Source organism: Pelagicoccus sp. SDUM812003 (genome assembly GCF_031127815.1).
Classification (GTDB): Bacteria; Verrucomicrobiota; Verrucomicrobiia; order Opitutales; family Opitutaceae; genus Pelagicoccus.
The window spans coordinates 65,520-81,253 of sequence record NZ_JARXHY010000015.1; the positions used below are offsets into that span (position 1 = coordinate 65,520).

At 57.5% G+C, this 15,734-nt stretch carries 13 protein-coding genes; 2 read left to right on the plus strand and 11 right to left on the minus strand.

Annotation, left to right across the window (positions count from 1 at the left end):
* Nucleotides 1–99: 99 nt before the first annotated feature.
* The 9 genes from QEH54_RS18120 to QEH54_RS18160 all read right to left on the minus strand — a co-directional run bounded on the left by QEH54_RS18120 (nt 100) and on the right by QEH54_RS18160 (nt 6,683).
* Entirely contained in the window at nt 100–1,101 is a 1,002-nt protein-coding gene (locus tag QEH54_RS18120; RefSeq protein WP_309020117.1) for a porin, read from the minus strand.
* Between the two features lie 261 nt (nt 1,102–1,362).
* Nucleotides 1,363–1,590 carry a hypothetical protein gene (locus QEH54_RS18125; protein ID WP_309020118.1) on the minus strand — a complete coding sequence of 76 codons (228 nt, stop codon included), beginning with the start codon at nt 1,588–1,590 and terminating at the stop codon, nt 1,363–1,365.
* Nucleotides 1,591–1,603: 13 nt separating this feature from the next.
* Nucleotides 1,604–2,203 (minus strand): cytochrome c oxidase subunit 3, encoded by a 600-nt coding sequence (locus tag QEH54_RS18130; protein ID WP_309020119.1) that lies wholly within the window; start codon nt 2,201–2,203, stop codon nt 1,604–1,606.
* 42 nt (nt 2,204–2,245) lie between these two features.
* On the minus strand, nt 2,246–2,659 hold the full coding sequence (locus tag QEH54_RS18135; protein ID WP_309020120.1) for a cytochrome C oxidase subunit IV family protein: 414 nt from the start codon (nt 2,657–2,659) through the stop codon (nt 2,246–2,248).
* A gap of 26 nt (nt 2,660–2,685) precedes the next feature.
* On the minus strand, nt 2,686–3,264 hold the full coding sequence (locus tag QEH54_RS18140; RefSeq protein ID WP_309020121.1) for a cytochrome c oxidase subunit 3: 579 nt from the start codon (nt 3,262–3,264) through the stop codon (nt 2,686–2,688).
* A gap of 31 nt (nt 3,265–3,295) precedes the next feature.
* Nucleotides 3,296–5,002, minus strand: coding sequence for a cbb3-type cytochrome c oxidase subunit I (locus QEH54_RS18145; protein WP_309020122.1), 1,707 nt, complete (start codon nt 5,000–5,002; stop codon nt 3,296–3,298).
* Nucleotides 4,995–5,738, minus strand: coding sequence for a cytochrome c oxidase subunit II (locus QEH54_RS18150; RefSeq protein ID WP_309020123.1), 744 nt, complete (start codon nt 5,736–5,738; stop codon nt 4,995–4,997). The genes QEH54_RS18145 and QEH54_RS18150 overlap by 8 nt, the downstream gene beginning before the upstream one ends.
* A gap of 95 nt (nt 5,739–5,833) precedes the next feature.
* Nucleotides 5,834–5,971, minus strand: coding sequence for a hypothetical protein (locus QEH54_RS18155; RefSeq protein WP_309020124.1), 138 nt, complete (start codon nt 5,969–5,971; stop codon nt 5,834–5,836).
* Between the two features lie 58 nt (nt 5,972–6,029).
* A complete protein-coding gene (locus QEH54_RS18160; RefSeq protein WP_309020125.1) occupies nt 6,030–6,683 on the minus strand; it encodes a c-type cytochrome in 654 nt (217 codons plus the stop codon).
* A 483-nt stretch (nt 6,684–7,166) separates the two neighbouring features.
* Between QEH54_RS18160 and QEH54_RS18165 the strand changes: the two genes are divergently transcribed.
* Nucleotides 7,167–8,984 carry a response regulator gene (locus QEH54_RS18165; RefSeq protein WP_309020126.1) on the plus strand — a complete coding sequence of 606 codons (1,818 nt, stop codon included), beginning with the start codon at nt 7,167–7,169 and terminating at the stop codon, nt 8,982–8,984.
* A gap of 27 nt (nt 8,985–9,011) precedes the next feature.
* A complete protein-coding gene (locus tag QEH54_RS18170) occupies nt 9,012–12,386 on the plus strand; it encodes an ATP-binding protein (RefSeq protein ID WP_309020127.1) in 3,375 nt (1,124 codons plus the stop codon).
* Nucleotides 12,387–12,510: 124 nt separating this feature from the next.
* Here QEH54_RS18170 and lepB read toward each other — a convergent pair whose 3' ends face one another.
* A complete protein-coding gene (lepB, locus tag QEH54_RS18175; protein ID WP_309020128.1) occupies nt 12,511–13,821 on the minus strand; it encodes a signal peptidase I in 1,311 nt (436 codons plus the stop codon).
* Between the two features lie 72 nt (nt 13,822–13,893).
* Nucleotides 13,894–15,690 carry a translation elongation factor 4 gene (lepA, locus tag QEH54_RS18180; protein WP_309020129.1) on the minus strand — a complete coding sequence of 599 codons (1,797 nt, stop codon included), beginning with the start codon at nt 15,688–15,690 and terminating at the stop codon, nt 13,894–13,896.
* Nucleotides 15,691–15,734 lie beyond the last annotated feature (44 nt).

The following is a 15,734-nucleotide window of genomic DNA, read 5'->3' on the forward strand; positions in this document are numbered from 1 at the left end:
GATCGGGAGCGATTGCCCTCAGGCTCTCAAAAAAGAAGGCCGCCACGAGACGCGGCGACCTTCTACCCATTGAATAAATCGCATTCGCGATCTAAAAGTCTAATACGAAAGCTGGCCCCTCACTCTAAAGCCGCTGACCGTTTCCTCTACGCTCTCAGTCGATCCCGGTCCCGAGATTGCGGAACTGCCATCGCCCAATTCGTATCCTACAGAGAGCTTAAGGTGATCGCCATCAATCAGGTAGTTAATCCCTAAATACAAGGAATCTACACGCTCGTAGGCGTAGCCCGAAGCGGGCGCCTTACGAATGGCGGAAGAAAGCTTGAGAGGGGCTCCATCGGTATCCACCGAAGACAGACGAGCAACCCATTCGAAATCGGACAAAAACGAATGCGACGCCTCGGCATGCCATCCAAACGCGTTGGCAACTTCCCCCGAAGACAGGTCGATCGCTCCCCCCGTCGCCTCGAAGAGCAGATTGTAGCCCTTCACAAGAGCGCCACCGAACAGCGAAACGCCGGCAATCTCCCTCTCATTTTCCATGGCCTGATAGCCAAGATCGAGCCCAAGCTGGAAATGGCTCCCATCGGAAAACGAGCCTGACTTCACGAGGCGACCATAAAGCGATACCTCTCCACTTCCCACATCCGGCCAATCCGACTCGCTCTTCACGTTGTGAGTGAGGGCCAGGGTCGCCTTCAGGTCGGGATACATGGCTCGCGTGTAGAAGATGCCGGAATGGTAGGAGCCGAGCCCAATGACCTCGTTCCAGAAACGCGTATTGGCCGACCGCTCGATCGCTTTCAGACGAGTGCTGGAGCTCGTGTCTTCGTTTCCGAATGGAGCTTTCTGATATCCGAAATAGAGCGTATCCGCCGAACTGGGAGACCATTCCAGACGCGCGATGTGATTCTTGACCTGGTGGTCGTTGAAGTCCGCAACGTAGTAGCTGCCCCAGCGCTCCGAGAGCTTGAATTTCGCTCCCAACATCAGTCGACGAAAAAAGTCGCGCTGGTACCGATCCGGCTCAGGTGTATCCGCGTTTTGGAGATCGCTCTCCAACGAGTCGAACTGCGGATGCAAGATGAGCCGATAGCTCAAGCGATTCTCCAGTCGTGCAATCCAGCTTTCAATATCCTTCCCTTCCTGCGCCGATCCATCGGGTAAAACGGCGAGAACGGAAGCCGCACCGATCGCGACGACAACCTTCCATTGCCGCCTAGACCTCGCTGCTCGCTTTCCTGACTGATTAAGTCTCGTCTGTATCATTTCCCCGAATTGGCGGGGTATGTAAGAGCAGAGAGGGGCAAACGTGACAAGATCAGAGTCCCTTATTACAAGAGAGTCGCCTGAAAAGCTTTTCTAATCGCGTTGAGATCGCGTCTTCTTGATGAGGTAGTAGATCACGGCGCCGATCATGCAGAGCGGCAGGAAGCTCATCACCGCGGTGGTGGCATAGTAGGCGCCGCGGGCTTCCTCCTTGGCCACGCCGCACACCGAGCAGGCATTGGCCGTGGCGAGACCGACGCCAAGCGACAATGCGGCGAAGGAAAGAGCGCGTAGGAAACGGGTGGCAAAGCAGCTTTTCATCTAAATCTCCTCCTTAGTTGAGATAAACGAGAACGTAGAGAATCGGCCAGACGCCAACTACGAAATACCAGAACGCCTGACCGCCATGCAAACTGGCCAGCCGCAAGGTGCGGTTTCTCATCTTGAAGAAGAGGCGACCGAGGGCGAACAGGGCGCCGATGGCGTGCACCGCGTGGGTACCGATGATCAGATAGAAAAACGCCCCGTAGGTGCTTGATTGCATGGTCAAACCAAAACCGAGCAGTCGCGCCCATTCGAAGCCTTGAAACACCACGAAAAACAGTCCTAAACCGAGAGCGAACAGGAACAGCTGCTCACTCTTGCGACTAAAGCCTTCCCTTGCGAAGGTTTTGCTGGTCAAGAACATAGCGACGCCGCTCGCCAATAGGGCGACCGTGTTGAAGGCGGTCGCTCCGATCGGCAGACGCGGCTGATCCAGCGGCGGCCACTCCAAGGCGTTGGCCTTGGAAATGGAATAGGCGCTGATCAGTCCGATGAAAAACATCATCTCCGTCAGAATGAATATGATCACTCCGAGAAGACTGTTGGAGATGACGGGCTCGCGGCGGCTTGAACCGCCCTCGCCCGATAAGCTTGCTTCCGCGTATCTCATTTTCCGCTCCCTTCCCTAGTTGAGCCCATTGGGCTGCGCTTTTTAGTGATGCGACTCCTCCTGGTGGCCGTCTTCCTCTTGGTGAGCGTCATCTCCATGGTGTCCGCCTTCGCCTGCCGCGACCTCAGGTTCCTGGTATTCCTTCACCCAATTGTGTCCCTCAGACTTCATGCTGTCGGTGGCCACGCCGAAAAAGAAGACGAACATGATGGCCACCATGGAAAGAAGGATGTACGGAGCGTAGATCTTCTCGAACTTCAGGTGCATGAAATAGGCCAGCACGTAGTAAGCTTTCACCAAAGCGATACCGAAGGCGGTGATGAGGATGACGATGAGCCGAGTGGCTCCCTCGAGATGCAATATGTCCGCTAGCTCGGGCCCAGCCACGCTGATGATGAAGAGCACCAGCAGCATGATGTAGATCTTGAGGTAGCTTGGAGAGTTATGTCCTGCCATTTTGAAAAAGCGTATTCAGGTTTCGATTACTTGGCGATGTAGAGCAGCGGGAAGAGGAAGATCCAGACGATATCCACGAAGTGCCAGTAGATGCCGATGTTCTCCACGCGATGCAGATTCTGCCCGTGCTTGACGTCCTTTTCCGCGATGATCGCCATGATCACCATACCGCAGAGAACGTGAAAGCCGTGCAGTCCGGTAGCGGTGTAGTAGAAGCTCCAGAAGTTGCTGGTGAAAAGCGTGTAGCCGTGGCTGATTTCGCTGGCGTATTCGTAGGTCTTGAAACCCATGAAGCATCCGCCAAGCAAGATGGTGAGCCAAAGGAACTTTCGCGCTTTCACGATGTCCTTCTTCTCCGCCGCTTCGTGAGCGATGACCACAAAGAAGCTGGAAGTGAGCAGCCAGAACGTGTTGATACCGCCGATAAAGGTGTTGGTATGCGCCGCGGACTGAGCCCAGGAGCCGTGCAGAAAGCGGTTCAACAAGTAGGACGCTATCAAGCCGCCGAAGATAACGATTTCCGAAGCGACCACCCACCAGACCGCGAGTCGTCCCGTGGGGATTCCGGTGGCGCTTCTGCCAGTTGCAATGATTTTGTGACCCATTGTATCTGAAATTTGATTACGTTAAGTTGGTTCAGTTCGGCTTGTTCTGAGGCCAGTAGTCTTCTTCGCGGCCTTCCACCGAAAACTCGTAGGGACCCCGGTAAACCTCAGGGAAATTGCCCTCGAAGTTGCCGTGCGGCGGAGGCGATGGAGCGACCCACTCCAGCGTATTCGCCTTCCAAGGATTGCGGCCGGCCTTCTCGCCACGCTTGAGGCTGACGATCAAGTTAACGAAGAACGGGATCTGGAAGAGGATCAGAACGATGAGCGAACCGGTGGCGAATACGCGCAGGTCCTGCAGGTTTTCCGTGAAGAGATCCGGATACGCGGTGTAGCCAGCGATACGTCGATGCTGTCCAGCGGCCCCGAGGATGAAGAGCGGCAGGAAGATCCCGTTGAAAGGAATGACCGTGCCCCAGAAGTGGATCTTTCCCCAGAACTCGTTCATCTTGCGACCGAACATCTTGGGAAACCAGTAGTAGATCGCCGCATAGGTCGCGATCACCGCAATCGGAACGAAGGTGTAGTGGAAGTGAGCCAATACGAAATAGGTGTCATGCAAGTAGATGTCGGTACCGCTAGACCCCAGCCAAATGCCAGTCACACCGCCCACCAGGAACTCGCCCAAGAACGCCATGGCGAATAGCATTGGAGTGGAGAATTCGATGGATCCACCCCAGAGCGTGGCGATGTAGGCGAACAGCATGATCGCCACCGGGATGGAGATCAGCAGGGTCGTTGTGGTGAAGAGGTAGGTCGCTCGCGGATCCACCCCGGAAATGAACTGGTGGTGGGCCCAAACGAAGAAACTCAAAATGCCCAAACCAATGGAGCTGTAGAGAATCATGTTGTACCCGAACAGCTTCTTGCGGGCGAAGGTGCACATGACTTCCGCCACCACGCCCATGGCCGGCAGGAGCACCACATAAACTTCCGGGTGTCCGAAGAACCAGAACAAGTGCTGCCAGAGCACCGGATCCCCGCCCGCCGCTGGATCGAAGAACGTAGTGCCCAGCGTTTGGTCGAAAAACAGCATCACCGCGCCAGCGACCAGCGGACCCACCGAGGCCATGAAGAGGATCGAGGCGATCACGATCATCCACACGATGATGGGGATGTCGTACAGCTTCATGCCCTTGGCTCGAGCGTTCATGGTGGTAGTGACGAAGTTGATACCGCCTATCAGGAAGGCCACGATTTCCAGCGTCACCGCAAGCAGCCAGAGCGGCGCCCCGAATGGGGTACCGTTGTATTCAGCTTTTGTCGACAAAGGCGGATACGCCGTCCACGCCCCACCGAAGCCGCCTTGCGGCACGAAGAAGGAAGCGATCAGCACGATACAGCTGATGAGGAAGATCTGGTAGGAAAGACGATTGAGTTTGGGAAACACCATATCGTCGCAGCCGATCATGAGCGGGATAAGGAAGTTTCCGAGGGCGGCGATGAGCACCGGCATGGCCACGAAGAAGATCATGATCGTGCCGTGGTTGGTCACCAGCGAGTTGTAAGCAGCGGGCGAAACCACTCCGAAGAACGGCACCGAAGAGCCCGGAAATGCCAGCTGCATGCGGAAGACGTAGGAGAAAAAGCCTCCGATCAAGCCCATGGCCATACCCGTGAACAGGTACTGGAAGCCAATGATCTTGTGGTCAGTGGAGAAGACGTACTTGCTCCAGAATGATTCTTCGTGCCCATGATGCTCGTCGTGGGCCACGGTTGCGGTAGCGGTCTCAGCCATTGCTCTTTGCCTCCTTAGTCTTGGAATCTGTCGTTTCAACCGCCGCGATGGACGATGCGCCGCCGCTGGTTTCGGGCGCGTTTTCGGCGATCCACTCCGCGTAGTCCGCTTCGTTTTTCACAAACATGCGGGCGGGCATGAAACCATGTCCAAAGCCGCACATCTCCGCGCATTGGATGTCCCACTCCCCTTCGAGGATGGTCTTGAAGTGGCCGGTGATGATACGTCCGGGCACGGCGTCCTGCTTGAGACGGAAAACAGGGATGGAGAAGCTGTGCATGACGTCCGGCGACTCCAGGTAGAACGTGTACTGGGTATTGTTCTTCAGGTAGAGCTCGTTGACCTTCGCGATGTCGTCGTCGGTGCCGAGCACCCCGTCCGCTCCAGCGTGATAGAACGACCAGGCCCACTGCTGAGCCACCACCCGTATCTCCTCGTCGGCCGGCGGCAGATCGATCTTCACCTTGTGCCACACCATGAAGGTCCAGACCAGGATGACCAGGTCGCACACCAGAATGAGGTAGTGCGGAATCTCCACCGCGAGCTTTTCGCGATGGGTTTCGCCCGTGAGGTACTGGGCTTTTTGGCCTGCTTTGCGACGAAAGCGAAACAGGACGTAAAAGAAGAATCCAAGCGTGAGGAGGAACCAGAACCCGACGAGATAAGTGATCACGTCAAATAGGTGGTCGATGTCCTTCGCGTACTCGGAAGCACGAGGCAAGAAGTACTCAAGCATTGTCTGCGGAACTACGAGTTAATCTGTTGGAAAAGGAAAGGCGGCTGGCTCAAGACGTCTCCCTAGGCGGAGGAGACGCTCGGAAATGTTTCTGTCTAAAACACGTACCAGAGGACTACAATCACAATGGAGAACAGCACAGTTCCTACCAAAGTGAAATTGAAAAGCTTCCGCGTGACGGCGTAGGCGTATTGCTCCTGTCCTGGCTGGCTCTTGGATGATTTGGCGCTCATGGAAAATTCTCGGTGTAAAAGCGTGCTCTCGTTCGGTGTAAACGCGTCGCTGGAAGGCTTACTCGGAAAGGGACTGGATATAGGCGATCACGTCCTTCATGGCCTGCTCGTCGGCCAAAGTCATGGCCATCGGTCGCATCTGGGATCCGGTGACGTCCTCAGGATTCGAGCCGCGAACGCCCTCCTTGAACTTGTGAAGCTGATGGAGCGTGTACCAGTCGTGCTGATTGATCAAGGATGGAGAGTTGAGCATGTCGTTGCCCTTTCCGTCCGGTCCATGGCACGCCTGACAGGTCATGTAGAGCATCTTGCCCTTCTCAGGATCGCCTCCCACAAGCGTCGCCTCCACCGGCTTGGAAGGCAAAGACGCGATGTACTTCGCCACCGCCCCAATGTCCTCCTCCGTCACCAGCAAGGTCGCCATCGGGCGCATCTGCATGCCAGTGGCGTCCTTCACGTTGCCGCCACGATGCCCCGCCTTGAACTTCTTGATCTGGTTCACGATGTACTGCTCCGAGAGTCCCGACAGAGCAGGCGCGTTGAGAAGCTTCATGCCCTGAGCGTCGTCGCCATGACAGGCCACGCAGTTGGCGTAGAGCTGCTTGCCTCGAGCGTCATCCGCCTGGGCGGCGCCGAGCGCCACCAAAGCCAAAAGGCCGCCAAGCGCAGCCTTGATTCCGGATGAAGTGCGGGACGATAGAATCGTTTTCATGATGTCGGGAAGACGGACTGAGGGCAACTCCCCTCCAGGTCGTTAAGTAGCGGATTTGTTTTGAGTGTTCGGTGGTCGTCTTGGCGCGGTCGAAATATGCTCGGTAACTGTTTCTAGAGCAACCTATAAGGAGGCCCCGAAGCGGAGGTAATACCCGTTTTGAGCCAGCTTATGTCAAGGCTAAAGCCCATCGATTGAGATGCATAACCGGCACTTATAAAATTCCCTATTCGAACGGCTAACAACTAACGCGAGACGAACCGAAAACGAGCGATCGGCGAAGCGCTCCAGGGGGCGCCTTTTTGGTAAAACCGTTCTTAAAAGATACGTAGGAAAGCGGATCCGCTCATCCGAACTGGCGTTCGGACGTAGCTAGATGTTGGATAGGCCCACGATTCCCGCAAGCACCCCCATGCGGCACTCCCTACCCCTAAGATTTCCCGGACCGATTGATGACTCTAACCCGACAGGCGACTTTTCACCATGCATGACCCGCGCAGCAGCTCGCAGAAGCGGCGTGTGCTGATCATAGACGACACCTCCGCAATCCATCGCGACTTCGAAAAGGTTCTCACTCCAAGCGAGGTATCGGAAAACGAACAGGCCCTCGAGGAGCTCGACGAGCTGATGTTCGCCGACGAGGAGGAGCCGGAAAAGATAGCGGATCGCAGCCACAAGCTCGATTTCGAGCTTTCCCACGCCTACCAGGGCGAAGAGGGACTGCGCAAAGTGGAACAGGCCCAGCAGGAGGGAGCGCCCTTTTCGGTCGCCTTCGTCGACATGCGCATGCCTCCCGGCTGGGACGGCCTCAAGACCGTAGCGGAAATCGCCAAGGCCGACCCCCATATCCAGCTGGTCATCTGCAGCGCCTACAGCGACTACTCCTGGAGCCAGATCATCGACCGCCTCGGCAGATCGGATCGGCTTCTCATCCTTAAAAAGCCTTTCGACCACGCCGAAGCCTATCAGCTGGCCACCGCTTTGAGCGAAAAATGGCTGGCCGAAGCCCGCACGCGCTCGCTGCTTTCCGATCTGGAGAGCAAGGTGGAATCCCGCACCTTCGCCCTGAGCGAAAGCAATGCCAAGCTTCGCATCCTGAACGAGGAGCTGAAGCGAGCCGCCGAAGAGGCCCGTTGCTCGGAACGGGCCAAGGGGCGCTTTCTCGCCACCATGAGCCACGAGATCCGCACCACCCTCAATGGCATCATCGGAGCCTCCAACATTCTCAGCACGAGCAAAGGCCTCTCCGAATCCGACCTGGAGCTGGCCACCATTATCCAGACCAGCGGCGACGCCCTGATGATCGTCATCAACGACATCCTGGACTACTCGAAGTACGAAAACGGCCAGCTGGAGCTGGAAAGCATCCCCTTCTCCCTCCGGGCCCTCGCAAAGGAATGCGCCAGCCTGCTGGCGCCCAGCATCGAGCAGAACCAGGTGCGCTTTCGCATGAACCTGCCCGACGCCCTGCCCGAGTCGCTGGTCGGCGACCCCGCCCGTCTGCGCCAGATCATGCTCAACCTGCTCAACAACGCCTTGAAATTCGGAAAAGGCACCGAGGTCGATCTCTCCGTCGCGATTCTGGAAGAGCGGGACAACGCGGCGGCGCTTCGCATCGACGTGAGCGACAAAGGCATCGGCATGGACGAGGAAACGCGCAGCCGCCTGTTTTCGGCGTTCATGCAGGCCGACTCCTCCACCACGCGGAAATTCGGCGGCACCGGCCTGGGGCTGGCTATCTGCAAGCTGCTGGCTGATGCCATGGACGCGGACCTGAGGGCGGAAAGCTCCTTGGGCCAAGGCTCCACCTTCTCCCTGACACTGACGCTGCCCATCTCGGATTCGACCGAAGACGATCACCCCAGCAGACAGGAAAGCAAACGGGTCAGTCATTCGGCTTCTCGGAGCTTCGAAGGGCGACAGGTGCTGCTGGTGGACGACAACGTCATCAACCGTAAGCTCGGGGCCCGCTTCCTGGAGCGGCTGAAAGTGAATACCTCCCTGGCTGTCGATGGCTACGAAGCCTTAAAAGCCGTCGAATGCCAAAGCTACGACCTCATTCTCATGGACTTGCAAATGCCCGGAATCGACGGATTCGAGGCCACTCGACAGCTCAGAGCGTTCGAGCGTGAACAGGGCCGCGAGCGCATTCCGGTCATTGCCTTGACCGCTAACGCATTCGCCGAAATCCGCGATCAATCGCTGGAGGCCGGCATGGACGACTTTCTCACCAAACCTCTCCATATCGAAGACCTGTCCTCCGTGCTGGATCGCTGGATTGGCGAGGGCGCCAAACCCTAGCGAAAGGAGCTTGGCCGCGATCGAGTGATGCTACGCCATCTGACAAGCCTCCTTCTGCTCTGCGCCGCGCTGGGCTGCGGCCCCCAAAGCGGAGCTCAGGATTCGGATGGGCCAGAGGCTCGCAAACGCCTCAACGGCATACCGCTCTACCAGATCTTCGATGAAAACGACATCGAGGACAACGCCCGGGGAAACTTCATCACCAGCAGCCCCGACAACCGGCTGTACTTTGGAAACGAAACCGGAATCTACGTCTACGATGGCTCCAACTGGAAGCTGGCCATTCGCACCGTAGCCACCCGCGACAAGATTCGCTCCATCCACTGGACCGACGACGAGATCTACGCGGCCGGCTACAACACCTTCGGCACCCTCGAACTGAGCGCCGAAAACCGGCTTCGCTTCCGTCCGATCAATCAAGAGCCGCTCTCCTCAAACGCCAGCGAGTTCTACGGAGACATTCTCGAAAACGGCGATTGGCTCTACTTCATCGGACAGCGCAACCTCGCCCTCTACAATCGCGTCACCAAGGAGATTCGCACCCAAACGTTCGACACCTGGCTCACCTGCGCAGCCGTCAGTCAAGGGCACCTGTACATCGCCACCGACACCGACGGGCTTTGGAAGGAAGAGAACGGGACCTTTCAAGCGCTGGAAGCGTTTTCGGGCTTCACCGAGGAGAAGGCCATCGAGATGATGATCGCCAAAGGCGCCCAGTTCGTCATCGCAACCCAAGACGGCAAACTGCACGCCGTGGAGAACGATCAACCAAAGGAAACGTATTCCAATCTCCCCTACAAAGGCTCGAGCACCATCAATTCGCTAAGTTTTCTCGACGAGCAGCGTCTCGCGGTCTCGATCCCCTCCGAAGGCATCGTCATCCTGAACAGCGATGGCAGCGTCGCCACGAAGCTGAGCAAGGATTTCGACTATCGCTGGGGCGCCGTACGCCAACTGCACACCGACCGACAAGGAACGCTATGGGTGATGTTCAACGCTTCCATAGGCAAGGTCCTTATCGACAGCCCGATCACGCCGATCGATGAGCGCTTGCGGCCAAACGTCTACTACCCTCTGGCCCAGCGCATGGGGGATCAGCTCTACCTGACAACCCATGGAAGGCTGTATCAAGCAAGTCACGACGCCAGCGGACAGCTTGTCTCCTTCGAGGACATTTTCAGCCGCTACGATCTTTCCGTCGCCATCGCCCTCCCCGGCCCCGATGGCCTCTACGTTCACGCCGAAGGCACCACCTACCTATACACGAAGGAAAACGGTCCGACGCCTCTCGGCTCCCACCACCGTATCGATAGGTTGGTGACATTTCGAGATGATCCTAATCTGTTCCTTGGCACCTCCTCCACCAAGGCTATCCTCCTCAAACGCGAAGGCATGTCGATCCGCGAAATCGACTCGCTCAACCACACCGCCGGCCTCGTCAACAAAATCGCCCGAGCTCCAAACAACGTCTTCTGGCTGGAGATCGGCCTTGAGCAAGCGGGCAAGATCTGGATCGAAAATGGTGAACTGAGATTCAGAATCTACACCGCCAAGGACGGACTCCCCGCCGACTGGGTCGCGATCTGGGAGCACGAAGGAGATGTGTTTCTCACCGAATCGTCAGGCGTCTTCGAATACGATGAAGAATCGGATCGCTTCAACAAGATCGAGGACTTCGAAATCTATTTCCCAAGCGACCGCGGCTCTCTTCACCGCCTCTGCACAGATCCAAGCGGAAACATCTGGGCTTCGTATAACAACTACAACTACATTCTTTGGAAGCAAGCGGACGGCTCCTACCGCAAGGACAGCTACTCGCTCAGCCAACTTGGCGACCTCTACATAAACGAGTTCGCTTTTCTGGAAAACGGAAACGCGGTCCTGCTGACCGAAAGCGAGATCTTTCAAGTCGACGCCTCGCTCTTCCAGTCGCTCGGCGACCAACCGAACATCAGAACCCGCTTGTTCGAGATCGCCGACCTCGAAGGAGAGGAGATCCACTTTTCAAATACAGGCATCGGTTCGCTTCCTGAACGCATCGAGCTCTCCTCGGACCAGAGCAGCTTCTCGGTGAGAATCGGCAACACCTTTTCCGCGACGCTGCGCCAGCCGAGTTTCCAATACTACATCGAAGGCGCCTCTAGCGGCTGGTCCAAATGGAGCGCTGCCAACGAGTTTTCCTTCACCAACCTCGACCATGGCGACTACGTGCTGCGCATGCGGACCAGGCTTGGGGAGCTGGTCGACGAGGCCGGCATTTCGCTGCCAATCTCCATCACCCCGAGCATCTGGCAGACGCCCTTCGCCTACCTGTGCTACTTGGCCTTCGTTTCGTTCATCATCCTGAGCGGCTACCGCTACTTCTCGCGAAACCTGAAAAGCGCCAACGAAAAGCTGGAGATCATGGTGGCGGAAAGAACGCGGGAAATCGAAGCCAAGAACGCAGAGCTTCAGCACAAGACCAAGGAACTTACCAAGACCCTCGACGAGCTTCGCGACGCTCAAGACCAGCTCATTTCCACCTCGCGCAAAGCGGGCATGGCGGAGGTCGCCACCAATGTGCTGCACAACGTGGGCAACGTGCTGAACAGCATCAACGTCGGCGTGCTATCGCTCTCCCAACGCATCGACACCGGTCGCGTCGAAAAGCTGGAGCGGATCGTGCAACTCATAGAACGTCATAGTGAGCAACTGGATACGTTTTTCACCACGGATCCCAAGGGCAGAGCAATTCCCGACTACCTTCGCCGACTCGCTCTCGTGATGAAGGACGACTTCGCTCAGTACCAAGTCGAGATCGATTGCATGTCGGACAACATCAGCCACGTGAAGCGCATCATCTCCACGCAGCAGGCCCACGCCAAGACGGTGGAAATGTTCCAGGAAGTCAATCTGCCCGACATCATCGACTCCGCCATCACCATGATCATGGGCGACATGGAACACACCATCTACGAAGTCACCCGGCAGTTCGACGACGACCTGACCATCGTCTCGGACAAACACCTCATTTTGCAAATGGTGGCGAACTTCATCAAAAACGCGAAGGAATCGATCTCCGAAGCCTCGCCCGCTCTCGGCATCATTTCCATCGAGGGGCGTTTCAACCGCGACCGAACGGCTATCGAGCTGCGGATTCACGACAACGGCGTGGGCATCAGCAGCGAGAATCTGAAACGAATCTTCACCCACGGCTTCACTACCAAACGCGACGGACACGGATTTGGCATGCATTCCTGCTCCAACTCAGCCAAGCGGCTCGGAGGCGACCTGAGCATCGCGAGCGACGGTCCCATGAAAGGAGCCACGGTGACCCTGACCCTTCCAGTCAAGCCTACCGCAAGGGAACTGACCCCCAAGACCGTTCAAGCCAGCGCGTATCCAAAAGCCAAGGTCGTCTAAAACCATCTGCCAATCCTTGGCTTTGTTGCGCCGAACCGCGCGGCGCGACCGCCACGATGGTTCCCAAGCGAAGCCCGGTCGCGGATCCGCGGCGCCTTAACAAGGCAAGTCCTGCAGACTACGCCTACTCCGCCAATCCGAAACGTCTGGTGAAGGGATAGTAGATCATGATGGGCCGACCCACTACCGAATCCTCCGGTACGTAGCCCCACCCTCGACCATCGAAGCTGTTGTAGCTGTTGTCGCCAAGAGCTAGATACGAACCCTCCGGGATGGTAACCGTTCGGGTGAGATCGATCACCGTGCCGCCGGGAGGCGTCGCAGTATAGCCGGCGTACAAGCCTTCTTCGCTGGCGTTCCAATCGAACGCTTTGGAGCCCGTCGCTGGCTCCCCGTTCACGATCAGGCCGCCATCCTCTATGCGCACCTTGTCGCCCGGCGTGCCCGCAAGGCGCTTGATGTAGAAAACGTCATCCGTGATGCGAGCGATCTCACCGGTCTTGAACACGAAACCGTCGCCGACCTTGGGCGAGACGAAATGATAGGACATGCGATCCACGAAGAGCTGGTCGCCGGTCATCAGATCGAAGTTCATCAGCGTATCCCCCTTCTCGACCTTCAAGCCCGTCTTCACCAGGTAGACCGTCACCTCCACCCCCTCCTGGCTCTTGGCGTTCCAGATCTGCTTCTGGAACGTTCCAGCGATATCATCGAAATCGATGGTCCGCGGGATCAGATCGAACGGCGAAGGCGAGCCCGTCTGTCGCAGCGGCTCGCGGACTTCCTTGTCGAAATTGAAATCCGCGGGGAACTTGAAGCTCGTTTTCTCGTCGCCCACATACAGCGAATACTCCTTGCCCGGTGCGTTGAGCACGAAATAGCGCTTCACCGTGGCCGGTTCGTACAGCACATCGAAATCGTTGCCGCGATGCAGCATGGGCACCAGCACCTCGCCGCTCGCCGGAGCCTCCACTTCGTAGTGCGAGGCCCCGAATGCCACGGTACGAAAGGCCCTCTCCACTAGCCCAGGGGCCTGCGCGTCGTCGGTGTAGACCTCTCCGGTCATGCCGTGATAGGTCGGCCACATGGAGTTCGTAGGGATCTTGAAGGGCTTTACGAAAAAGGTGGTGACCCCCACATAGATAATCACCGCGGCGAAGAAAAACTCCACGTTCTCCGCCATGGAGCCGCGCGGGTAGTAGTTTCCCCCGACGTGATCCAGATGCTCCTTGAGCCCCTCGATAGCGTTTCGCAGACGATTCTCGTCCTTGGCCTTCAACTGGGAGCGAACCTCCTCGCTCAGCTGGACCAGCTTGGACACCTCCGATTCGCTCAGCCTGTCCTTCCGGTAGTGATACACCTTACCCGCGAGGTAGAGCCAGTTCTTCGCGGTTTCCCGCAGTTTCGCGCGTTCGGATTTGAGGAAGGAAAACATGTATCTCTGCGATTAGGGGCGTTGCCAGGCAGCCGACTTTGCGTCGCCCGCCCTGACTCCGCGAGAGAAAAATCAGTCGTTTTTCAAAACCTTGATGAAGGCGTCCGGCGGTATGGATACGTTTCCGATGTTCTTCATCTTGCGCTTTCCTTCCTTCTGCTTGTCCAGCAGCTTGCGCTTTCGGGAGATGTCGCCGCCGTAGCACTTGGCCGTGACGTCCTTGCGCATGGTGCGCACGTTGTCGCGAGCCACGATCTTGCCGCCGACCGCCGCCTGAACCGCGATCTTGAACAGATGGGGCGGAATGATGTCGGCCAGCTTGGCGCAGAGTTCGCCGCCTTTGGTGTGGGCCTTTTCGGTGTGCACGATGGAGGAAAACGCGTCCACTGGCTCGCCGTTGACCAAAATATCCATCTTCACCAGCTTGGCGGGCCGGTACTCGCCCAGCTCGTACTCCATGGAGCCGTAGCCGCGAGTGATGCTTTTCAAGCGATCGTTGAAGTCCACTAGGATTTCGTTGAGCGGCAGGATGCATTCGAGGATCAGCCGCGTCCCGTCCAGCGTGTCGGTGCGCTCGCAGGAGCCGCGCTTCTCCATCACCAAAGCCAGGATGTCTCCAACGCAGTCGTTGGGCACGTGGATGTGAGCGACGATGGTGGGCTCGTAAATCGTTTCGATGGCGGAGGGATCCGGGAGATTGATCGGGTTGTCCACTTCGATCTCCTCGCCATTGGATTTCTGAACCTTGTATACAACGGACGGATACGTGGAGATGATGTCCACCTTGTACTCGCGGCGGATGCGCTCCTGGATGATCTCCATGTGCAGCAGGCCGAGGAAGCCGCAGCGAAAGCCGAAACCAAGGGCCACCGAGCTCTCAGCCTGGAAGCTGAACGCCGCGTCGTTGAGCTGGAGCTTGCCCATGCTGGCCTTCAGTTTCTCGAAATCCTGCGTCTCCACCGGATAGATGCCGCTGAAGACCATGGGACGCACCTCCTTGTAGCCGGGCAGCATCTCCTCGGCTGGAGTCGCGTTCTGAGTGATGGTATCGCCGATCTTGATATCCGACGGGTCCTTGATGTTGCAGACCATGTAGCCGACGTCGCCCGCTTCCAAGGCGTCCACCTTCTGCGGCGCGGGCGTGAAGATACCGACCTCCTTCACCTCCGCTCGGGTATGGTCGCTCATCATCAGAATCTGGTCCTTCTGCTTCAAAGAGCCGGAAAAGGTGCGAAGGAAAACGATGGCCCCACGATAAGCATCGTACACGGAGTCGAAAACCAGCGAACGGGTGGCGGGATAGTCAGACCAGCGTGGCGGGGGGATGCGGCTCACCACCGCTTCGAGAATCTCATCGATGCCGATGCCGCTCTTTCCGCTGGCCAGAATGGCCTCCTCCGCAGGAATCGCCAACAAATCCTCCAGCTGCTGCAGGCACATGTCCAAGTCGGCGCTGGGCAGGTCGATCTTGTTGATCACCGGAATGATGGTCAGCCCCTGCTCCTCCGCGAGGTGGGCGTTTGCCACCGTCTGCGCCTCCACGCCCTGGGCCGCGTCGATGAGCAGCAACGCCCCTTCGCAAGCCGCCAAGCTGCGCGAGACCTCGTAGGAGAAATCCACGTGGCCGGGCGTGTCCATGAGGTTGAGCTGATAGACCTCGCCATTCTTGGCCGGGTAGAGCATGGTCACCGGATGGCTCTTGATGGTGATGCCGCGCTCACGCTCCAGATCCATGGAGTCCAGGTGCTGGGCCTCCAGCACGCGCTGGGCGACGGTATTGGTGTACTCGAGCAGGCGGTCCGACAAGGTCGTCTTGCCGTGGTCCACGTGGGCGATGATGCTGAAATTACGCTTATTAGCCGTCTGCATAAGGAAAAGCGCAAGACGTTGAGCAGTCCTCCCTCCGCTTTCAA